Origin of the sequence: Brenneria roseae subsp. americana, assembly GCF_003115815.1 — a bacterium.
Classification (GTDB): domain Bacteria; phylum Pseudomonadota; class Gammaproteobacteria; order Enterobacterales; family Enterobacteriaceae; genus Brenneria; species Brenneria roseae.
In genome coordinates this window covers 87560-110197 of record NZ_QDKJ01000001.1, presented here as the reverse complement: position 1 = coordinate 110197, position 22638 = coordinate 87560, and the positions used below count along the sequence as shown (strand labels likewise).

Annotated in this window: 20 protein-coding genes; 11 read left to right on the top strand and 9 right to left on the bottom strand. The window is 53.5% G+C overall.

Annotation, left to right across the window (positions count from 1 at the left end; genetic code table 11):
• Positions 1-180: 180 nt before the first annotated feature.
• Positions 181-840 carry a ribose-5-phosphate isomerase RpiA gene (gene rpiA, locus B4923_RS00485; RefSeq protein WP_109052394.1) on the bottom strand — a complete coding sequence of 220 codons (660 nt, stop codon included), beginning with the start codon at positions 838-840 and terminating at the stop codon, positions 181-183.
• Positions 841-1056: 216 nt separating this feature from the next.
• Here rpiA and B4923_RS00480 point away from each other — a divergent pair, with 216 nt between their 5' ends.
• Positions 1057-1950 carry a LysR family transcriptional regulator ArgP gene (locus B4923_RS00480; protein WP_109052393.1) on the top strand — a complete coding sequence of 298 codons (894 nt, stop codon included), beginning with the start codon at positions 1057-1059 and terminating at the stop codon, positions 1948-1950.
• A 36-nt stretch (positions 1951-1986) separates the two neighbouring features.
• Here B4923_RS00480 and B4923_RS00475 read toward each other — a convergent pair whose 3' ends face one another.
• The 3 genes from B4923_RS00475 to B4923_RS00465 form a co-directional block, all read right to left on the bottom strand.
• A complete protein-coding gene (locus B4923_RS00475) occupies positions 1987-2712 on the bottom strand; it encodes an oxidative stress defense protein (protein WP_109052392.1) in 726 nt (241 codons plus the stop codon).
• Positions 2713-2845: 133 nt separating this feature from the next.
• Entirely contained in the window at positions 2846-3457 is a 612-nt protein-coding gene (gene argO / locus B4923_RS00470; protein WP_109052391.1) for an arginine exporter ArgO, read from the bottom strand.
• Between the two features lie 156 nt (positions 3458-3613).
• A complete protein-coding gene (locus B4923_RS00465; protein WP_109052390.1) occupies positions 3614-4432 on the bottom strand; it encodes an IclR family transcriptional regulator in 819 nt (272 codons plus the stop codon).
• A gap of 432 nt (positions 4433-4864) precedes the next feature.
• Between B4923_RS00465 and B4923_RS00460 the strand changes: the two genes are divergently transcribed.
• The 10 genes from B4923_RS00460 to araD all read left to right on the top strand — a co-directional run bounded on the left by B4923_RS00460 (position 4865) and on the right by araD (position 15336).
• Entirely contained in the window at positions 4865-6394 is a 1530-nt protein-coding gene (locus B4923_RS00460; RefSeq protein ID WP_109052389.1) for a sugar ABC transporter ATP-binding protein, read from the top strand.
• A gap of 137 nt (positions 6395-6531) precedes the next feature.
• Positions 6532-7629: an ABC transporter permease gene (locus B4923_RS00455; protein ID WP_109052388.1), complete on the top strand. Its 1098-nt coding sequence runs from the start codon at positions 6532-6534 to the stop codon at positions 7627-7629.
• Between the two features lie 16 nt (positions 7630-7645).
• Complete coding sequence (locus B4923_RS00450; RefSeq protein ID WP_109052387.1) at positions 7646-8746, top strand: ABC transporter substrate-binding protein; 1101 nt, start codon at positions 7646-7648, stop codon at positions 8744-8746.
• A 13-nt stretch (positions 8747-8759) separates the two neighbouring features.
• A complete protein-coding gene (locus tag B4923_RS00445) occupies positions 8760-9602 on the top strand; it encodes an SMP-30/gluconolactonase/LRE family protein (protein ID WP_109052386.1) in 843 nt (280 codons plus the stop codon).
• A 282-nt stretch (positions 9603-9884) separates the two neighbouring features.
• Positions 9885-10883, top strand: a complete 999-nt coding sequence (gene yiaK / locus B4923_RS00440) for a 3-dehydro-L-gulonate 2-dehydrogenase (protein ID WP_109052385.1) — start codon at positions 9885-9887, stop codon at positions 10881-10883.
• A gap of 32 nt (positions 10884-10915) precedes the next feature.
• The gene (locus B4923_RS00435) at positions 10916-11389 is read left to right on the top strand and encodes a NanQ anomerase/TabA/YiaL family protein (RefSeq protein ID WP_109052384.1); all 474 of its coding nucleotides are present in this window, start codon (positions 10916-10918) and stop codon (positions 11387-11389) included.
• A 245-nt stretch (positions 11390-11634) separates the two neighbouring features.
• The gene (locus B4923_RS00430; protein WP_109052665.1) at positions 11635-13113 is read left to right on the top strand and encodes an FGGY-family carbohydrate kinase; all 1479 of its coding nucleotides are present in this window, start codon (positions 11635-11637) and stop codon (positions 13111-13113) included.
• A gap of 9 nt (positions 13114-13122) precedes the next feature.
• Positions 13123-13779, top strand: a complete 657-nt coding sequence (gene ulaD, locus B4923_RS00425; RefSeq protein ID WP_109052383.1) for a 3-keto-L-gulonate-6-phosphate decarboxylase UlaD — start codon at positions 13123-13125, stop codon at positions 13777-13779.
• Position 13780: 1 nt separating this feature from the next.
• Entirely contained in the window at positions 13781-14641 is an 861-nt protein-coding gene (locus tag B4923_RS00420; protein ID WP_109052382.1) for an L-ribulose-5-phosphate 3-epimerase, read from the top strand.
• Positions 14635-15336, top strand: a complete 702-nt coding sequence (araD, locus tag B4923_RS00415) for an L-ribulose-5-phosphate 4-epimerase (RefSeq protein ID WP_109052381.1) — start codon at positions 14635-14637, stop codon at positions 15334-15336. Before B4923_RS00420 ends, araD begins: the two co-directional genes overlap by 7 nt.
• A 45-nt stretch (positions 15337-15381) precedes the next feature.
• Here the strand turns inward: araD and mscS are convergent, their stop codons facing one another.
• The 5 genes from mscS to tkt all read right to left on the bottom strand — a co-directional run bounded on the left by mscS (position 15382) and on the right by tkt (position 22370).
• Positions 15382-16242: a small-conductance mechanosensitive channel MscS gene (mscS, locus tag B4923_RS00410; protein ID WP_109052380.1), complete on the bottom strand. Its 861-nt coding sequence runs from the start codon at positions 16240-16242 to the stop codon at positions 15382-15384.
• 129 nt (positions 16243-16371) lie between these two features.
• Positions 16372-17448 (bottom strand): class II fructose-bisphosphate aldolase, encoded by a 1077-nt coding sequence (fbaA, locus tag B4923_RS00405; RefSeq protein ID WP_109052379.1) that lies wholly within the window; start codon positions 17446-17448, stop codon positions 16372-16374.
• A 126-nt stretch (positions 17449-17574) separates the two neighbouring features.
• The gene (gene pgk / locus B4923_RS00400) at positions 17575-18738 is read right to left on the bottom strand and encodes a phosphoglycerate kinase (protein WP_109052378.1); all 1164 of its coding nucleotides are present in this window, start codon (positions 18736-18738) and stop codon (positions 17575-17577) included.
• A gap of 72 nt (positions 18739-18810) precedes the next feature.
• Entirely contained in the window at positions 18811-19827 is a 1017-nt protein-coding gene (gene epd / locus B4923_RS00395; protein WP_109052377.1) for an erythrose-4-phosphate dehydrogenase, read from the bottom strand.
• Between the two features lie 548 nt (positions 19828-20375).
• On the bottom strand, positions 20376-22370 hold the full coding sequence (gene tkt / locus B4923_RS00390) for a transketolase (RefSeq protein WP_109052376.1): 1995 nt from the start codon (positions 22368-22370) through the stop codon (positions 20376-20378).
• Between the last annotated feature and the right edge of the window lie 268 nt (positions 22371-22638).

Genomic DNA, 22638 nt, shown 5'->3' with positions numbered 1-22638 from the left:
CGAGGCGACGAAAAGATTTCTGGCGAAAAATATTGCCAAAGATGCGCATTGCCATATCGACAATACACAAAATAAGAAAAAGTGATATTAAGTACCAAAAATGAGCCGTTAAATAAATTTTTTTTTATAAAAAAAATTTCAGGCACGAGGAGGGCACCCGCGCCCGAAATCATCAACGACTCATTTCAACACGGTTTTTACGCCGTCGGCGGTGCCAATCAAGGCGACGTCAGCGCCACGATTGGCAAACAGTCCGACGGTCACCACTCCCGCAATGCCATTAATATGATTTTCCACAGCGACGGCATCCATGATGTTCAGATTGTGAACATCCAGAATAATGTTGCCATTATCCGTCACCACACCCTGACGGTATTCCGGCTGTGCGCCCATTTTCGCCAGTTCCCGGGCAACATAAGCTCTGGCCATCGGGATCACTTCAACCGGCAGTGGGAATCTGCCCAACACATCCACCTGTTTTGAAGCATCGACAATACAGACAAACTTACGGGAAATTGCCGCAATGATTTTTTCACGGGTGAGCGCCGCGCCCCCGCCTTTAATCATTTGCATATGCCCGTTAATCTCATCCGCGCCGTCCACATACACATCCAGTGAATCAACATCGTTGCAGTCAAAAACCGGAATACCCAGGCTTTTAAGCTTTGCCGTTGAAGCATCGGAGCTGGATACCGCACCATTAATCTGGTGCTTTATCGAACCCAGCGCATCAATAAAATGGGCTGCGGTAGAGCCAGTCCCCACACCGACAATCGTATCGGGACGAACATAATCCAGTGCCGCCCACCCTACCGCTTTTTTCAGTTCATCTTGTGTCATAGTCTGTCTGCTTTAGGTCCGTAAATACAAAAAACATGTGCGTATTATAGAACATGCCTTTGGCTAAATAGCGCAAATTTGTCTCCTGTTCATTATTTCACGGATAGCCGCCGCATTCATAAACAGAAAACCAGGAAATAAGATTTCTGCATGGTATAGCGGCAAAATGTGGCATAGTGAAAAAAACAGACTTCATTCAGAGGAATGCTTACTTTAATGAAACGCCCGGACTATCGAACGCTTCAGGCTCTGGATGCCGTAATACGTGAGCGGGGTTTTGAACGCGCCGCACAGAAATTATGCATTACTCAATCCGCCGTATCACAGCGTATTAAACAGTTGGAAAACCTGTTCGGTCAGCCACTGCTCGTCAGGACGATTCCGCCACGGCCAACCGAACAGGGCCAGAAGTTACTGGCGTTGTTACATCAGGTTGAACTGTTGGAAGAAGAATGGCTGGGCGATGAAACCAGTAACGACATTCCGTTACTTTTGTCGTTGGCGGTCAATGCCGACAGCCTTGCCACCTGGCTTCTGCCCGCGCTGCAACCCGTTTTGGTTGATTCCCCCATTCGTCTGAATCTGCAAGTGGAGGATGAAACGCGAACGCAGGAAAGGCTGCGCCGTGGTGAAGTGGTCGGCGCCGTGAGTATCCAACCACAGCCGCTGCCAAGTTGTCTGGTAGATAAACTGGGCGCGCTGGATTATCTGTTTGTCGCATCACCTGCGTTTGCAGCCCGCTATTTCCCGAACGGCGTCACGCGTTCGGCGCTGCTGCGCGCACCGGCAGTCGCGTTCGATCACCTTGATGACATGCATCAGGCTTTTCTACAGCAAAATTTTGATCTCTCGCCGGGCAGCGTACCGTGCCACATCGTGAATTCATCCGAAGCGTTTGTACAGCTGGCGCGTCAGGGAACCACCTGCTGTATGATCCCGCATCTACAGATTGAGAAAGAGCTGGCCAGTAACGAACTGATTGACCTGACTCCCGGATTGTTTCAACGCCGCATGCTCTATTGGCACCGTTTCGCCCCGGAAAGCAGGATGATGAGAAAAGTCACTGATGCCCTGCTCGCGCACGGACATCAGGTACTGAGACAGTCTTAAATCTCGTCGATGAGCCTGATCCTATCTCATCAGGCTCTATGGATTACGCTGTAGTTCAAATACCACATCAACCTGATCGTCAAAGTGAATGGTTTGCTGCTCATAGGTTTGAGCGGCTTCGCTTTGCACCGCGGCGTCTGCGGTTTTAAACATTCTGGCCATTGGTACAGGTTGATAGTTGGCGACATGGTAGCGAATGCTGTAGATCGGCCCCAGCTTGGCATTAAACCCTTGCGCCAAAGACTGGGCCTGCGTCGTTGCCTGTTCTATCGCTTTTTTGCGGGCTTCATCACGGTAGTTTTCTGGATTCGCTACGCCCAAATCAACGGTGCGGATTTCATTCAGCCCCGCTTTCAACGCACCATCCAGCAACTCGTTCAGCTTATCCAACTGCCGCAGCGTCACTTCCACCTGACGTACGGCGCGATACCCTTTCAGAACGGAACCACCGGTTTTCAGATAATCATATTCGGGCTGTGTGCGTAAGTTGGCGGCATTGATATCTTTTTTCTCGATGCCATTCTTGCCAAGAAAATCAAAATATTGAGCGACTCGTTCATCAACCTGTTTTTTCGCATCGGCGGCATCTTTTGATGACACGCTCACTTCGATGGCCAGACGGGCCATATCCGGCGTTGCGTCAACGCTGGCGGTTCCCGACGTTACAATATGCGGGCCATCCGGCAATTCCGCAGCCTGAGCCGCCAGCGGTAACGTACCTAGCCCCATTATCGCAGCTAATGCCAATACTTTTAGCTTCACAGTTTCTCCTTTATTTATCTCTTATCGCCAAGGCCGGCTACCATATCGCATTGCCGACACAACAAAATATAGGTGAATTTCTGAAACTGGGGGAAGAAAAATCGGTGGGAAAGGCTCCGGGCAGTTTTATCGATTACCAGCCATGGCGTGCCAACTGTATGGCAATAGCCCACATCACTATCCCCACAAACAGATTGATAATGCGCTGTGAACGAGGCGTATTCAGCCACGGCGCCAGCCAGGCGGCCAGCAACGCCAGCGCAAAAAACCAGATAAACGATGCGGTAATGGTTCCGATGGCGAACCAGCCGCGAGCCCCTTCGCTAAACTGGCTCCCCACGCTGCCGAGCACAACAAACGTATCCAGATACACATGTGGATTGAGCCAGGTCACAGCCAACATCGTGACAATAATGCGCCAGCGGCTCTGCTGCATAATCTCCGCGCCAGCGAGCGTCAGATCCCGGCTGAACGCCGTCTTCAACGCGCCCCAACCATACCACAGCAGAAACGCGACGCCTCCCCACGTCACTGACGTCATCAGTAACGAAGATTGGCTAAGCAACGCACTTCCGCCGAAAATACCGGCGCAGATCAGCACCACATCGCTTAATGCGCACAGCAGTGCAATCATCAAATGATACTGACGACGAATCCCCTGATTCATCACAAAGGCATTCTGTGGCCCCAGAGGCAAAATCATTGCCGCGCCAAGCGCAAAGCCTTGCAGAAAGACAGCGAACATCTCGTTATTGCTCCTCGTATAAAAAACGCCGGAAGCGTTTTTCAACGTCGCTTGCGACGGTCTGACGAACCCATCCGGTCCAGAGCCAGCATCATACGAAGAGAAAATTATTAGGTGAAATGGATATTTCTAATCATCTATTAGAAACATTAATGATCAATCATGGATGACAAAACCCAATTCCTGAGAAATCCGCTGCGCCGTCGCCAGTACCGGTTTGATCAAGGCTTTGACGCCGATCTGTTGCAGCTTGGCGGTCGGCAGCGACACGGAAACCGCATAGGGGACGCGCTGTTGAATGTCAAAAACCGGCGCCGCAATACAGGAAACGCCCAACTCGTTTTCTTCACGATCCATCGCCATGCCGCGCTGACGGATATCTGCCAGTTCTTCATGCATTTTTGGCAACTCGGTGATGGTATTGCGCGTTAAGGTTTGAATTTCATCCTGATGGGTTTTCCAGTAGCGATCCGGATAGTCACTTTTACCATACGCCATGAAAATCTTGCCCATCGCCGAGCAATAAAGCGGCATGTGCTGGCCGATGTAGGCACGCGTGCGCATCATGCCCGTGGTGGGTTCCAGCTTGTAGATCAGAATGACGTGATCGTCTTCGCGGCTGGAAAAGTTGACCGTCTCGCCCACTTCCAGATTTAACTGCACCAGGTGAGGTGACGCGACATGAATGATATTCAGTGAAGAGAGCGCTTTCTGACCGATGGAGATGAACTTGGTCGTCAGGCGATAACTGCCGGGAGAAGGCGCCTGGGTGACATATCCGCTGGTATACAGCCCCTGCAACAGGCGATGTACGGTACTTTTATTCATTCCCGCCAGTTCAGAAAGGTGCGCCAACGGACAACCGTTGGGGAAGTTGCTTAAAATTTCAATAAGCTGCAAACCACGAAACAAACTCTGGCTGCCCAGGGGTTTCTCTTTTTGATTGTTTTTCTCATCAACCGCTTTCAGGCTCATAGCAACATCTCTCCAGTGTCAGGCTGCCAGACAATACATCGTGGTTACCAGCATAGACATAATCGGCATCCCCGTTTTGGGAATGTTACCGCAAGGCCCGCATCAGGTGAAGTGGAACGCTGTTTCATTGTCGACAGGCACATTAAAGCACGCAACATTTTGCTAACTTCAGAAGTGAGCAGTGCGTCACAAATCCATAAAATTATAAATAACATATTGTTTAATATGAATATTTAAAATGCGCTGAGCTTTGCTTTAGCGCAACATTCAGCATATTATTTTTGAAATCAGATTTCGTATATTGAAATTTAAAGTTGATTTAAACGCCGTTCTTCACGATGTCGAATTTCATGACATGGAGTTTCCCTGGCATGACGTTTCTACAATAGGGTATTGCGCCAATCGCGCATGCCGGACATAAGGGCGCATCACATGAATCAGATTAACGATGAGCAACCCATATTAACGCTCAGCCATATTGTTAAGCGCTTCGGTGGCAACGTGGCCGTCAACGACGTCAGCTTGCAGGTGCTGCCGGGAGAAGTGCTGGCCTTGCTGGGAGAAAACGGTGCGGGTAAATCGACCTTGATCAAGGTTCTCGCAGGCGTTTATCCACGCGACGGCGGCGATATCCGGTTTCAGGGAGCCAGCATAGCCTCCGCCGCCGCAATAAAAAGTGACAGCCGCCAGCCTATTGCTTTTATCCATCAGGATCTCGGTCTGATCGAATGGATGACCGTCGCGGAAAACATGGCGCTGGTTATGGGATTTCCACGCCGATTCGGCCTGATCGATTGGCGAGCGATCCGCCGTCGTGCCAGTCAGGCCTTACAGGATGTAGGGATCGATTTGGATCCTGATGCTCGCGTATTCGAACTGTCGCGCACGGAGAAATCACTGCTGGCCATTGCCCGCGCCGTTGCGGTCAACGCCGAACTGCTGGTACTGGATGAACCTACCGCATCATTACCCGCCAACGACGTCCGGCACCTGTTTTCCGTGATCAATCGCCTGCGGGATAAAAAAGTCGGCATGATTTACGTGACCCACCGACTGGACGAAGTGATCGAAATTGCCGACCGGGTTTGTATCATGCGCGATGGGCGCTACGTGGCCGGCGGCAATACCGCCGACTACTCGCTGCGCGATCTGGTGCAGTTGATCGTCGGTGAAGCCATGCCCGGCGATCAGCGTGAACCGTTACCGGCACAACAGCCTCCCGTACTGACCGTCAGCGATGTCACCGTCGGCGATATCGGGCCGGTCAGCTTCACCCTGCAACCGGGGGAAATGCTGGCGCTGGCCGGATTGCGCGGCGCCGGACAGGAGGAAATCGGCCGTTTGCTGTTCGGTCTGCGTAAACGCGATAGCGGAGCGATTCAATTTCGCGATGCGCCCTATCGCGCAGAATCCCCACAGCAAGCGATGGCCCTCGGTGTTTCACTGGTTGCTGGCGACCGTACCAATGAAAGTCTGGTCATGTCGATGAGCGTGCGCGAAAACCTGTTTATCAACCCGTGCGCCAGCGGCCATCGGCTTTTTTCCGCCTATAGCCGCCGTGAGGAAATCGGAGCCAGCTGGTGGAAAGTCCAGTTATTCGATGTCAGACCAAAGGACGTCAACATCGACATCAGCGCCTTATCGGGGGGGAATCAGCAAAAAGTCGTGATGGCCCGCTGGATGCATCTGGGCGCACCGTTACTGATCCTTGAAGATCCCACGGCAGGCGTCGATGTCGGCGCCCGTGCCGAAATCTATCACCTATTAAATAAATCCCTGGCAGAAGGCGTCGCCGTATTGGTTATCTCCAATGATTTTGAAGAGATAGCCCATATCTGCAATCGCGCCTTGGTTTTCAACCGGGGAAAAGTTGTCGGCGAATTAAAAAATCAGCAGGTCTCGTTCGCCAATTTATTGGAACTGGCCTCCGCCAGCACCGGGGAAACGGCTACCACAGCCTAATCAGCAATAGGGAACGGACACAGACAGCCTGGGGGCGTAAACGCGTTACCCCACTCGTATTCACCGTACGTGACGGTTGCCGTTAATACTCGGGCCACAGTGTCAGATAGCGCAGCCTATTGGAAGGAAAGAAAGTTATGTCTAATAAAACGTCAGTAAAATCAACGGCACTGGAGCAAAGAGTCAGCCTGGCGCAAGATGGAACCGGCCCATGGCTGATGCAAATTCTCACCCGCTATGGTCTGTTGTTGCTTTGCATTGCATTAGTCATTCTGTTTTCTCTGACAACACCGTCATTCGCTTCCATGCTGACGTTACAGGCCATCCTGTCCAGTAAGGCGAAGATCGCCCTGCTGGCGTTGGCGGCAACCATTCCGATGATTGTCGGCAAAATCGATCTTAATGTCGGTTTCGGGATTGTGCTCTGGCATATTCTGGCCATCACGCTACAGGTTGAATATGGCTTCTCGTGGCAGATGGCGGTACTCGCCGTACTGGCCATTTCAGCCTTGTATGGCTTGCTTAACGGTATTCTGGTGGCGCTGGCAGATATCGACAGTTTTGTCGCCACGCTGGGCTCCGGCACCGTGCTTTACGCCGTGGCGTTATGGCACTCCGGCGGTCGCCAAATCGTCGGCGACCTGCCTGATGCCTTCATTGCCCTGCATCACACTGAAATCGCAGGTATTCCCATCGTCGCATTTTATATCCTGCTGGTTGCCATTGTGCTATGGCTCATCACCGAACATACCCCGCTCGGCCGCTGTATGTACGCCGTCGGCGGTAACCCCGCCGCCGCGCGTCTGAACGGTATTTCCGTCAATCGTTTCACCATCGGCGCCTTTATCGCTTCCAGCGTTCTGACCGGTTTCAGCGGCGTGCTGATCGCGGCGGAACAGGGCGTCGGGCAGGCAAGCGTAGGTATGGATTACCTGTTGCCTGCGCTGGTCGGCGCTTTCCTTGGCAGTACCACCATTCGTCCGGGCCGGGTCAACGTCTGGGGAACAGTGGTCGGCATCGCGATCCTCGCTATCGGCATTGCCGGTATCCAGCAGTTCGGCGGCGAATTCTGGGTCGAACCGCTGTTTAACGGCGCAACATTACTGCTGTCGATCACGCTGGCCGGCTATGCCCAGCGCCGCAGGTTACTGAATCAAAAAGCGATACAACGCAGTCAGGCTAATAAAGCCGAAAATAACCATCAGGAAAAAAATAACCAGAACGCTATACCCTAATCAGGAGCACAACCCTATGAAACGTTTTTGGATGTTACCGGGACTCACCACGCTGTTACTGGTCAGTACGCCAACGTGGGCGGACGCTTATCTTGAACAGGCGACCGCTGCCGTGGCGAAAGCCACTACCAGCGCCACACAGTGGGATGGCCCGACCGATGGTCCACAACTACAACCGAATAAAAAGATCATTTTCATTGCCTCTGATATGAAAAATGGTGGTGTTCAAGGCGTGCAGCAGGGACTCAGTGAAGCGGCGAAAGCGGCGGGCTGGAAGCTGGACACGCTGGATGGCGGTGGCTCGGTGAAGGATCAGCTGGCGTCGCTCAATCAGGCGATCGCCCAGAAACCGGACGGTATCGTCATCGGTGGCTGGAATCCAAACGTGGCAAAGATCCCGCTGAAGAAAGCCATTCAGCAAGGCATTGTTCTGACCGCCTGGCATGCCGTACCAGAACCGGGGCCGATTCCCAGTTACGACATTTTCTATAATGTCACCTCTGATTCCAATGATGTCGCGCGTATCGCCGCACAGTATGCGGTGGTGAAATCCGGAGGTAAGGCCAACGTACTGATTTTTACCGACTCCCTGTACCAAATTGCCCTGGATAAAGCCAATGTGATGAAAGAGGAAATCGGTAAGTGCAGTGGTTGTAAGGTGCTGGAATTCATTGATACGCCGCTGGCGGATACCGCGAACCGGATGCCGGCCATGACCTTCAGCCTGTTGCAGAAATACGGCGACACGTTCCAATACTCGTTGGCAATCAACGATCTGTATTTTGACTTTATGGCGCCGTCGTTGAAAACCGCAGGTAAAGGCGGCAAAAACGCCCCTTATAACATCTCCGCCGGAGACGGTTCCATTTCGGCTTACCAACGCATCCGTTCCGGTGATAGTCAGTCAGCAACCGTACCGGAACCGTTGAAGCTGCACGGTTGGCAACTGCTTGATGAATTCAATCGCGCCTTTGCCAAACAGCCACCTTCAGGCTATGTCACCCCTGCCCATCTCGTCACCGCCGAGAACATTGGCAGCGACGGCGGGACCAATAACCTGTACGACCCTCAGAATGATTACCAGGATCATTACAAAGCTATCTGGGGCGTGAAGTAAGCGAGGACGTGACATGAGCGCACAGCAACTTGAGCAACTGTGTTCGCCGGCCATCTGGGCCGAAGGTCCGGTATGGCTGCCGCAGCAGGATGCAGTGATATTCAGCGATGTGAAAGGCAATCGTATGTTCCGCTGGTCGCGTAACGGGGAGCTGAGCCTGTGGCGCTCCCCTTCCCACTATGCCAATGGTAATGCGGTTGATGCACAAGGACGCCTGGTGAGCTGCGAACACGGACGGCGCTGTATCAGCCGTAGCGAAAGCAATGGCGACATTACCGTGCTGGTTGACAGAATAGATGGCAAACGTTTCAACTCGCCGAACGACGTGGTGGTTCGATCCGACGGTACTATCTGGTTCACCGATCCTCCTTACGGCATCACGAGTGACGAGGAGGGATATAAATCGGAAAGTCAGGTGATCGGCTGCTATCTCTACTGCTTCGATCCTCAAACGGGTTCGCTGGACATTGCCGCCAGCGACCTGCAAAGGCCAAACGGTCTGGCGTTTTCACCCGATGAAACGCTGATGTATGCCGCCGATATGTCGATTGTCGATTTCCCTACCCTCGGTCGCAGTGAACTTCGGGTTTATCCGGTCGAAGGACATCGGCTGGGGGCGGGTAAACACTTTGCTCCCGTTTATCCCGGTTTTCCAGACGGCTTTTGCGTGGATAAGGCGGGCAACCTGTTTTGCAGTTGCGCGGACGGTGTACTCATCTTTAATCCTCAGGGCGAACGGATCGGCAAAATCAACGTACCGGAGCGGGTTTCCAACTGCACGCTGGGTGGTTCGGCAGGCAATGAACTGTACATCACGGCAACCACGTCGCTATACCGTTTGCGGTTAGACGGATGACGATCTCGCCAGCAAACGTCGCTTTGTGACAGAGCGGATTCGCAGGACGGGCTATGCAATGTAGCCGGTTCTGCTGCGTCCGAAACGCATCCACGCGGCAAAATGCGGCATGGGTCACAAAGTAATGAGATTAATTTAATCATTTGTTTTACAAGAATAATTTTATTTGGTCGTGCTTTGACTTCACTTCTGCTCAGGTATAGGATTTATTTGAAACGCAATTCCGTATATTGAAATTTAAAGAACACAAAGCACACTAACACGCTACAACGGAGACCCGTCATGAGGGTGAGCTACAACGATCTAAAACAGGAATTCAAACGCGTGTTGCTGGCACGAAATGTTGCGGAACACACCGCTGAAGCCTGCGCCGAAATGTTTGCCGAAACCTCTGCAAGCGGCGTCTACTCACATGGCGTCAACCGCTTCCCGCGTTTTATTCAGCAACTGGATGCCGGGGATATCATTCCCGATGCGGAACCAGGCAAATTGCTTTCGCTCGGCGCTATCGAACAGTGGGATGCGCATCAGGGCATCGGTAATCTTACGGCGCGCAAAATGATGGATCGCGCCATGGCGCTGGCTGACGATCATGGCATCGGACTGGTTGCACTGCGTAATGCCAACCACTGGATGCGTGGCGGCGGCTACGGCTGGCAGGCCGCGGAAAAAGGCTATATCGGTATTTGCTGGACCAACTCGATAGCCGTTATGCCGCCGTGGGGATCCAAAGAATGCCGTATCGGCACCAACCCCTTGATCGTCGCCGTTCCGGGCAACCCCATCACCATGGTGGACATGTCGATGTCGATGTTCTCCTATGGCGCGCTGGAAATAAACCGGCTGGCAGGTAAATCGCTGCCGGTAGATGGCGGTTTCGACAACGATGGCAACCTGACGCGCGATCCCGCGATTATCGAAGAGAACCGCCGCATCCTGCCGATGGGCTACTGGAAAGGCTCCGCGCTCTCAATCGTACTGGATATGATCGCCACCCTGCTTTCCGGCGGCGCTTCTGTCGCGGACGTCACCGAAGATAACCGCGATGAATACGGTATTTCACAAGTTTTCATTGCGATTGATATTGAACGGGTGATTGACGGGAAAACCCGTGACGAAAAGCTGCAACGCATTATGGATTACGTCACCAGTGCGGAACGCGCCAACCCGGATGTCGCCATCAGGCTGCCGGGTCACAAATTCCCACGCATCCATGCTGAAAACATGCGCGATGGTATCCCGGTCGATAAGCGGGTATGGGCAAGAATTCAGGCGCTTTAATACATCCAGGGGTCCTGGCTAAGGAGAAGTTGATGATTTTCGGTCATATCGACAATACGTTTTCCGCACAGCATCCCGAACCGATCGCTCGCGCTATCGCGTATCTGCAACGCACCGACTTCACCGCCATGCCGACTGGACGCCGTATCGATGAGGAAACCGGTTATGTCGTACAGGTGCTGGACTTGCACACCCAGCCCAAAAACGACCTGCGCCCTGAAGTACATCGTAAAAACATTGACGTGCAATTTTTGATTAGCGGAACTGAACACATTGGCGTAGCTGCGGATAACGGTAATAACATTATTCAGGAAGACTTGCTTGAACAACGCGACATCCTTTTTTATCAGGATGTTAACGACGAATCCTGGCTGACCATGCGGCCAGGCAATTTCGCCGTGTTTTTTCCTCAGGATGTGCATCGCCCGGCCTGCATCAACCAGCAGCCCTGCGCGATCCGTAAAGTGGTGGTGAAAATACCGATGACACTATTTAACGCCCAATAATCCATTAATCCCGCGGTGTTAACCAACAGCAACACATGTCCCCGGGCATGTGCGGGGACTTCTACGCGCCGCAAAAAGACCGACAGGGAAACCGCGGCCCCGGCAACGTGAAGACGAAGGGCATAGCTTATTGAAAGGTATAGCGATATGAATACAGCCTCTGTTTCTGCCATTGTGGCGCTCGCCGCCGCCATTCTCTCCATGCTGCCAGCGCCGCACAGCAATCAACCCGCGGAGACAGCATGATGGAATATTGGCTGGGACTGGACTGCGGCGGCACCTTCATCAAAGCCGGCCTGTATGACAGCACAGGTGCGGAGTTGGGTATCGCCCGAAAAAACCTGGACATCATCGCGCCGCAGCCGGGATGGGCGGAACGTGATATGCCTGCGCTGTGGCAAACCGCTGCCAGCGTCATCCGCGATCTACTTGGCATCACGGGCATCAGCGCCTCCGCTATCGCCGCCGTGGGCATTTCCGCTCAGGGAAAAGGATTGTTTCTGTTGGATAAACAGGGACTACCGCTGGGCCACGCCATACTGTCTTCCGATCAGCGGGCATTGGCGTTGGTGCAAAGCTGGCAGCAGGCAGGAATGCCGCAGGCGCTCTATCCACAAACCCGTCAAACGCTGTGGACGGGTCATCCGGTATCGCTGCTACGCTGGATAAAGCTGCACCAACCGGAACGCTATCAGCGGGCAGGCAGCGTATTAATGGCCCACGACTACCTACGCTATTGCCTGACCGGAGAACTGGCCTGCGAAGAAACCAATATTTCTGAATCCAACCTGTATCAGATGGCGTCGGGTCGTTATGACCCGGCGCTGGCAGAACAGTTGGAGATTGGTGAAGTATTCGGGGCGTTGCCCTCCCTCGTCGGCTCTGCCGATATCGCCGGAAGGGTAAACGCCACCGCGGCAGACGCCACCGGATTATTACCGGGTACGCCGGTTGTCGGCGGCCTGTTCGACGTGGTGTCCACCGCACTGTGTGCCGGATTACAGGATGAAACCAGGCTGAATGCGGTCATGGGCACCTGGTCGGTGACCAGCGGTATTACCGATACCATTCAGGACGGCTATGCGCACCCGTTTGTCTATGGCCGACATGCCGAGGCCGGTAAATACATCATCCATGAAGCCAGCCCCACTTCTGCGGCCAACCTGGAATGGTTTTGCCGCCAGTGGGGGCTGAATGACTACGCCCAGCTTAATCAGTGGGTTGCAGCGCTGCCCAAGGCCGGCAGCGCCCTGCTGTTTGCTCCTTTCCTCTATGGCTCCAATGCGGGATTGGGTCTTAGCGCCAGTTTCTATGGCATGCAGGCCTTCCACCAGCGCGAGCATCTGGTTCAGGCGATTTATGAAGGGGTGGTGTTCTGCCACATGACCCATCTGCATCGCATGCTGCAACGTTTCCCGCAGGTCAACGCGCTGCGGGTGACAGGCGGCCCGGCCAAATCCGCCCCATGGATGCAGATGTTTGCCGATATCAGCGGCTTGCCCGTCGAGCTGCCGCAAATCGAGGAAACCGGCTGTTTGGGCGCCGCCATGGCAGCGATGGTCGGCAGCGGCGTATTTCATGACTTTACCCACGCCCAGCGCGATCTGGCTCCGCGCATTGAAAGGGTTCTACCCGATGAACAGGCCCGAGCGGCTTATCACACCAAACATCAGCATTATCAGGCACTGGTCTCAGCGCTAAACACGCTGCAAACCAGCCGGTAAGGAGACGTTATGAACATAAAACCGCGCCTGCAACTGGCGCTCGACCATACCCGGCTGGATGCCGCGCTACAGACGGTGGCACTGCTTCACCCACACGTAGATATTATCGAAGCCGGCACCATTCTGTGCATCAGCGCCGGTATTCAGGCGGTACATACGCTGCGAGAACGCTGCCCGGCGCACCTGCTGGTTGCCGACCTGAAAGTGGCCGATGCCGGTGGCACGCTGGCGGAACAAGCGTTTTCTCACGGAGCCGACTGGATGACCGTTATCTGCGCCGCACCCTTGCCAACCATGGCCAGCGCACTGGAGATCGCCGAACGCTATCAGGGAGAAATCCAGATCGAGCTGTTCGGACGCTGGACGCTGGAAGATGCCAGGGCGTGGCGCAATCTGGGGATCAAGCAGGCTATTTATCACCGGGGACGTGATGCGCAGGCCAGTGGACAAACCTGGGGCCAGCAGGATCTCGACACCATGAAAGCGTTGTCCGATCTCGGTATCGAACTCTCCATCACCGGCGGTATTACGCCAGCCGATTTACCGCTGTTCAAAGACATTGCCGTCACTGCTTTTATTGCCGGGCGCGCGCTGGCGGAAGCGCCCGATCCCGTAAGCGCCGCGCGTCAGTTCCACACCGCCATTGCCGCGATCTGGGGAAATTAACATGCGCCAGCACCCATTAGGAATTTATGAAAAAGCCCTGCCCAAAAATCTGACCTGGCCTGAGCGACTGGCGCTGGCAAAGGCATGCGGCTTTGACTTTGTCGAAATGTCGGTGGATGAGAGCGACGAACGTCTCGAACGCCTGCAATGGAGTAAAGCGCAACGACTATCGTTGGTCAGCGCGATGCTGGAAACCGGTATCAGTATTCCGTCCATGTGCCTGTCCGGCCATCGGCGCTTTCCTTTCGGCAGCCACGACGAAACCTTGCGCCAGCGCGCTTTCGACATCATGGAGCAGGCAATTCAACTCGCAAAAGACGTCGGCATCCGCACCATCCAACTTGCAGGTTATGACGTTTATTACGAACCGCAGGATGAGGGAACCCTTGCCCGATTTACCGAAGGGATGCAATGGGCGGTAGAACGCGCCGCGGCCGCACAGGTAATGCTGGCGGTCGAGATCATGGATACCGCATTTATGAATTCCATCAGCAAATGGAAATCCTGGGATGCCTGCCTGGCCTCGCCGTGGTTTACGGTTTACCCGGACGTCGGCAATCTCAGCGCCTGGGGCAATGACGTTCCGCACGAGTTGAATATTGGCATCGACCGCATCGCGGCCATCCATCTGAAAGATACCTTTCCGGTCACGGCATCTTCACCAGGCCAGTTCCGGGATGTTCCGTTCGGCGAAGGCTGCGTGGATTTCGTTTCCGTTTTCCGCACGTTGAAAAACCTAAATTACCGTGGCGCCTTTCTGATTGAGATGTGGACCGAAAAGGCTGATGAGCCGGTTGCCGAAATCGTTCAGGCGCGCCGTTGGATTGAACAGAAAATGCAGCAAGGAGGAATGACATGCTAACGTTACCACAGCTTAAACAACACGTCCTGGAGGCCAACCTCGACCTGCCGCGCCATAAACTGGTGACCTTTACCTGGGGTAATGTCAGCGCCGTGGATCGCGAACGTGGCGTAATGGTAATCAAACCTTCAGGCGTTGAATACGAACATATGCATGCGGACGATATGGTCGTCATGGATTTGGCCTCCGGCCAAACCATCGAGGGCAGCAAGAAACCGTCATCCGATACCGCGACCCATCTGGCGCTGTATCGCGAATTCAGCGATGTCGGCGGCATCGTGCATACGCATTCACGCCATGCGACCATCTGGGCGCAGGCCGGGCTGGATCTTCCCGCCTGGGGAACCACCCATGCGGATTATTTCTACGGCACGATCCCCTGTACCCGGCTCATGACGCCAGAAGAAATCGAGCATGACTATGAACTTGAAACCGGTCATGTGATTATAGAAACTTTTCGGCAGCGCAACATCAGCCCGAAAGATATTCCCGCGGTGCTGGTCAATGCACATGGGCCGTTCGCCTGGGGTAAAGACGCACACAACGCGGTTCACAATGCCGTGGTGCTGGAAGAGATCGCTTATATGGGAATTTTTTCGCGCCAGCTTACTCCGAACCTTAACCATATGCAGCAGGAATTGCTGGATAAGCACTACCTTCGCAAACACGGCAAGAATGCCTACTACGGGCAATGATGAGATGATAATGAAAGGGGCCGCATCGGCCCCTTCTATCCTATTCTATTCCGGCTGTTTTTCCGCCTGCTGCACATTGTGCAGGTGTACGTCCATCTGCGGATAAGGGATCCCGATTCGGTGCTCATCCAGTACCCGCTTAAAGCTTTCCAGCAGATCCCAGTACACCGCCTGCGCATTGCCATTGGTCGTCCACACCCACACCACAAAATTCAGGGAGGATGCCGCCATTTCATTCAGACGAATGGTTACGCCCTTATCGTGCTGAATACGGGTATCTGCGGCGATGATATCGCCCAGCAGCGTTTTCACCACATCAATATCCGCATCATAAGCCACACCGACGATAATCTCAGTACGACGATCCGGCTCACGTGAGCTATTGATGATATTTCCGGCAATGATTTTGCCATTCGGTACGACGATGATTTTACCGTCAGCCGTACGCAGCGTGGTGGAGAAGATCTGAACCTGCGTCACCGATCCGGCCACACCGCCCAGATCCACCCACTCGCCGGTGCGGAAAGGACGGAAGATCACCAGCAACACACCGGCGGCAAAGTTGGCCAAAGAGCCTTGCAACGCCAGACCAACCGCTAAACCCGCCGCACCCAGGACGGCAATCACCGATGCCGTCTGCACGCCTACCCGGCTCAACACGGCAATTAGCGTAAAAGCGATAATGCCATAACGCACCAGCGCGCAGAGGAAATCCGCTACCGTTGAGTCAATGGAACGGCTCACCATCACTTTATTCAGCGTTCCCGACACCACGCGGGCGACAATCATACCGACCACCAGGATCACTAATGCGGCAACGAGATTAACGGTATACTGCAACAAGATATCCTGATGGTTAACCAGCCAGCCTGTCGCCTGCTCTACACCAACATTCAACTCTTCCATTCAACTACTCCTATTTTTTGCTCTCAGATAGAGCATAACTTTCACACCAAAAACCGCAATCTACGGCGAAATCTATATAAAATTAAGGCTCCCGTGGGAGCCTTAGCGATAATCCTTTAAGAATCTTAGTTAAAGAACGTCAACCGCGTTCAGTTCTTTAAAGGCTTTTTCTAAACGAACCACCATAGTGGCTTGCGCCGCACGTAACCAGGCGCGCGGATCGTAGTATTTTTTGTTCGGCTTGTCTGCGCCTTCCGGGTTACCCAGTTGGGCTTGCAGATAGCCTTCGTTTTTCTGGTAGTAGTGCAGAATACCTTCCCAGGTCGCCCATTGGGTATCGGTATCGATGTTCATTTTAACAACACCGTAGCCAACGGCTTCTGCAATTTCTTCAGCAGAAGAACCGGAACCGCCGTGGAATACGAAATCCAGGCTGTTGTGCGGCAGGTTGTATTTCTCTGACACATAGTCCTGAGAGTTGCGCAGGATTTTCGGCGTCAGCTGCACATTGCCCGGCTTGTAAACGCCGTGAACATTACCGAAGGAAGCGGCGATAGTGATGCGCGGGCTGATAGCACTCAATTTTTCATAAGCGTAAGCCACGTCTTCCGGCTGAGTGTACAGCGCGGAGTTGTCCAGATGGCTGTTGTCTACGCCATCTTCTTCACCACCGGTACAGCCCAGTTCGATTTCCAGCGTCATGTCCAACTTCGCCATGCGAGCCAGATACTTGCTGCAAATTTCGATATTTTCTTCCAGTGACTCTTCAGACAGATCGATCATGTGGGAAGAGAACAGCGGCTTGCCCGTTGCAGCGAAATGTTTTTCACCGGCATCCAACAGACCGTCCAGCCATGGCAGCAGTTTTTTAGCGCAGTGGTCAGTATGCAGAATAACCGGTACGCCGTAGTGTTCTGCCATTTGATGAACGTGATGAGCACCAGAAATCGCGCCTAAAATCGCCGCCTGCTGGCCTTCAGCTTTCAGACCTTTACCGGCGATAAATGCCGCACCGCCGTTGGAGAACTGAACGATAACCGGCGCACGCACTTTGGCGGCGGCTTCCAGAACAGCGTTGATTGAGTCAGTACCGACGCAGTTTACTGCTGGCAGGGCGAATTTGTTTTCTTTTGCTACTGCGAAAACTTTCTGAACGTCATCACCAGTGATGACACCAGGTTTTACGAAATCAAAAATTTTAGACATGTTACGTGTCCTGTTTCGTTGGCCGTGGAGGGTTAAAGAAATCGATATTTAAATCGACAGGCTACTCCGGCGTGTTATGCCGGAGAGCAGAAGCGGAGTAATAGCCATTACGCTCCGCTTAAAACATTACTGCTTGGCACGTTCTTCCAGCATAACCACCGCAGGCAGTTTTTTCCCTTCAACGAACTCCAGGAAAGCACCGCCACCGGTAGAAATATAGGAGATTTGGTCAGCAATGCCGAACAGATCGATCGCCGCCAGTGTGTCACCACCGCCAGCAATAGAGAAGGCGTCGCTTTCCGCAATGGCTCTGGCAACAATCTCAGTACCTTTGCGGAAGTTCGGGAATTCGAATACGCCGACCGGACCATTCCACAGAATGGTTTTTGCATTTTTCAGAATTTCAGCCAAACGTTCTGCGGAAACATCGCCCAGATCCAGAATCTGCTCTTCATCTTTGATTGCCGTGACAGACTTCAGCGTCGCAGGAGCGGTTTCAGAGAATTCAGACGCAACGCGAACATCGCTCGGAACCGGAATATCACAGGTTTCCAGCAATTTCTTCGCTTCAGGGATCAGATCTGCTTCATACAGCGATTTACCCACGTTGTGGCCTTGAGCAGCAACGAAGGTATTGGCAATACCGCCGCCGACAATCAGCTGGTCGGCGATTTTAGACAGGGAATCCAATACGGTCAGTTTGGTTGAAACTTTGGACCCACCGACGATGGCAACCATCGGACGAGCAGGGTTGCCCAGTGCTTTGCCCAATGCTTCCAGCTCATCAGACAACAGCGGGCCCGCACAAGCGATAGGAGCAAACTTACCTACGCCGTGGGTAGACGCCTGAGCGCGGTGAGCCGTACCAAATGCATCCATGACATACACATCACACAGCGCGGCATATTTTTTGGATAGCGCTTCGTCGTCTTTCTTCTCGCCTTTGTTAAAGCGAACGTTTTCCAGGACGACAAGTTCACCTTCTGCGACATCGACGCCGTCCAGGTAATCCTTGGCCAGACGTACCGGAGAAGAGAGTTTTTCTTTCAGATAGTTAACTACTGGCAGCAGAGAAAATTCTTCGTTGTATTCTCCTTCGGTCGGACGTCCCAGGTGGGAGGTCACCATCACACGCGCCCCTTGTTTGAGGGCCAGTTCGATGGTCGGCAGAGAAGCGCGGATACGCGCATCAGACGTCACTTTACCTTCTTTTACCGGCACGTTCAGATCCGAACGGATCAGTACACGCTTGCCGGCCAGATCCAGATCGGTCATCTTAATTACAGACATGGTGAATCCTCTTGTTGATTCTCTTTTAAAGTTGCTTGAGCGAGGCATTGATCCCTGACCAATACCGTCGTACTAGAAACCGCAGGCCGCCATTGCCCGTGTTGTATCCAACATCCGGTTGGCAAAGCCCCATTCGTTATCGCACCAAACCAGTGTTTTAATCAGATGCTGACCACTGACCCGAGTCTGCGTGCCATCAACAATAGCACTGTGTGGATCATGGTTAAAATCCGCCGAAACTAACGGCAATTCGGTATAGTCAACTATACCACGAAATGCCTCATGCGCTGATTTTTGCAATAGTGCGTTAATTTCATTCACATTTACTGCTTTTTTCACGCTGACGCTTAAATCGATCGCCGTTACGTTAATCGTGGGAACTCGCACCGATATCGCTTCGAAACGATCGAGAAATTGCGGAAAAATTCGGGTTATCCCTGCCGACAGTTTAGTATCCACCGGAATGATGGACTGGCTGGCCGCACGGGTACGCCGCAGATCGTGATGGTACGCATCGATCACCGGCTGATCGTTCATTGATGAATGGATCGTCGTTACCGTTCCATTTTCAATGCCGAATGCATCATCCAGCAGCTTAATTATAGGAATAATGCAATTCGTTGTGCAGGAAGCATTGGAAACAATGCGATGTTCGGCTTTTAATTGTTGATGATTGACGCCAAACACAATCGTCGCATCCAACTCCGCGGTTCCCGGATGCGAAAACAATACTTTCTTCGCCCCCGCCGCCAAATGTGCTTCACCGTCGGCACGACTGCCGTATACGCCGCTGCAATCCAGTACGATATCGACACCAAGCTCACGCCAGGGTAACTGTTCGATCCCGGCCTGATGCAACAGACGGATGCAATCATCGCCGACATATAGCTGATCGCACTCCTGACGAATATCCCAGGGGAAACGGCCATGGCTTGAATCGTATTTGAGCAGGTGGGCAATCCCCTCCGCACTCGCCAGTTCATTAATGGCTACCACACTGATTTCCGCCCGGCGGCCCGATTCATACAGCGCACGTAAAACACTGCGACCAATACGGCCAAAGCCGTTTATCGCAATACGGATTGTCATGGAGTTCCCTGTGTCGTGGTGATCATGTCATCCTCATAGAATATACCCTTCTTACATGAAGTTGCAGCGTTGTTGCCAGCAGCTCCCATTCCCCAGGTATAGTCAGCGCGTTGCAAGGAGCAAACCATTTCTCAAATGCCCGCGCCCAAAAACGCAATATCAGCGTGAACCAAACACATTTCCTTTAAAATCAAAGCGAAATCGAGTCACGACTGAGCTTGCCAGCTCAGCTTTTCCACCGTTCTTTCCGATGAAAATAATGTCAGAAATCCTGGATAAAAATGTAATCGGCATCACAACTGAAACGCTTCAGCTAGCATAAACGAATTAAGGTATAAAAGAAATATTCTCGCCCGGCACGCATCAGAAGAGTGACCTGCGTCATAAAAAAATGCCGGGTGCATTTTTTAACGTTGTATAACAACGGCCCAAAGGGTGAGCCCCAGGGATGGGGCGAATCATAAAATGCCGGGAACGCGAAAGAACGTACCAATAAAAAAACCGCCAGGGATGCTGGCGGTTTCAAGACTTCATGCTGTAAAACAGCGTTACTTCAGTAACGCCTGCGCTTTCGCAACCACGTTATCCACGGTGAAGCCGAACTCCTCAAACAGCAGCTCCGCCGGCGCCGACTCGCCGAAGCTCGTCATCCCGACAATCGCGCCGTTCAGGCCCACGTACTTGTACCAGTAATCCGCGATACCCGCCTCAATCGCCACGCGGGCGCTCACGGCTTTCGGCAGCACTGCTTCACGATAGGCCGCATCCTGTTTGTCGAACGCATCGGTGGACGGCATCGAAACGACGCGAACCTGATGCCCTTCCGCCGTCAGTTTGTCATACGCCCCGATCGCCAGGTCAACTTCCGAACCGGTCGCAATCAGGATGACATCCGGCTGGCCGCCGCTGTCTTTCAGCACATACGCGCCTTTCGCCACGTCCGCCAACTGCTGAGCCGTGCGCGCCTGCTGCGCCAGATTCTGACGGGACAGGATTAGCGCCGTCGGGCCGTCCTGACGTTCAATGGCATATTTCCACGCCACCGCCGTCTCGACCTGGTCCGCCGGACGCCAGGTGCTCATGTTCGGCGTCACCCGCAGGCTGGCCAACTGCTCGACCGGCTGGTGCGTCGGGCCGTCTTCGCCCAGACCGATGGAGTCATGGGTATAGACGTAAATGCTGCGGATTTTCATCAGCGCCGCCATGCGCACAGCGTTACGGGCGTATTCCACAAACATCAGGAAGGTCGCGGTGTATGGCAGGAAACCGCCGTGCAGGGCAATCCCGTTGGCGATGGCGGTCATGCCGAATTCGCGTACGCCGTAGTGGATGTAATTCCCCCCCGCATCCTTATCCAGCGACGTTGAGCCGGACCAGATGGTCAGGTTGCTGGGGGCCAGGTCGGCTGAGCCGCCCAGGAATTCCGGCAGCAGTTTGCCATAGGCTTCCAGCGCATTCTGCGAGGCTTTGCGGCTGGCAATTTTCGCCGGATTGGCCTGCAACTGTTCAATAAATTTCTGTGCCTCCGCCTGCCAGTTGGCCGGCAGGTCGCCCGCGGTACGGCGTTTGAACTCGGCAGCCAGTTCCGGATAGGCGCCGGCGTAGGCGGCAAACGCCTCATCCCAGGCAGATTCTTTACGCTGACCCGCCGCTTTGGCATCCCAGGCGGCATAAATTTCGGCCGGGATTTCAAACGCCGGATAGGTCCAGCCCAACTGCTCGCGGGACGCGGCCACTTCGGCGTCTCCCAGCGGCGCACCGTGAGCGTCGTGCGTGCCCGCCTTGTTCGGCGAACCAAAACCAATCACGGTTTTGCACATCAGCAGCGACGGTTTGTCCGTCACCTGCTGCGCTTCGGCGATGGCGCGACTGATAGCGTCCGCATCGTGACCGTCCACGCCGCGCACCACGTGCCAGCCGTAGGCTTCAAAACGCGCCGCGGTGTCATCGGTAAACCAGCCTTCCACATGACCGTCAATGGAAATGCCGTTGTCATCATAAAACGCGGTCAGTTTGCCGAGTTTCATGGTGCCGGCCAGCGAGCAGACTTCGTGGGAAATCCCTTCCATCATGCAACCGTCACCCAGAAACGCGTAGGTGCGGTGGTTGACAACCTCGTGGCCCGGACGGTTGAACTGCGCCGCCAGCGTGCGCTCGGCAATCGCCATCCCGACCGCGTTGGCAATCCCCTGCCCCAGCGGCCCGGTGGTGGTTTCGACGCCGGCGGTATAGCCGTACTCCGGATGCCCCGGGGTTTTGGAATGCAGTTGGCGGAAGTTTTTCAGTTCTTCAATCGGCAGGTCGTAACCCGTCAGGTGCAGCAGGCTGTAAATCAGCATGGAGGCGTGACCGTTGGACAGGACGAAACGGTCGCGGTTGGCCCAGCTCGGGTTGGTCGGATTATGGTTGAGGTAATCGCGCCACAGCACTTCAGCGATATCCGCCATACCCATCGGTGCGCCCGGATGACCGGATTTGGCTTTTTGCACGCCATCCATGCTCAGCGCACGGATAGCATTCGCAAGTTCTTTACGAGAGGACATGCTTTACTCCAGATCGGATTGAACAGATGTCTTGCCAGACATTATGGTATATAAATCAAAAGATTAATAAAAAAACTTAACAATGAGATGAGTACAAATGTACATTAAAATCAGGGTGAATGCACATGGAACAGTGAGCAAAAAAGAGGATTTAATGATTCGCCGATTCACCACGCTTTTTTAGCGCATGCCATAAGGAATCAACGCCTCGCGGACGATGCTTAACCGCAGGCATGCAAAGGGATACAAATCAGAATTTTTATCTATT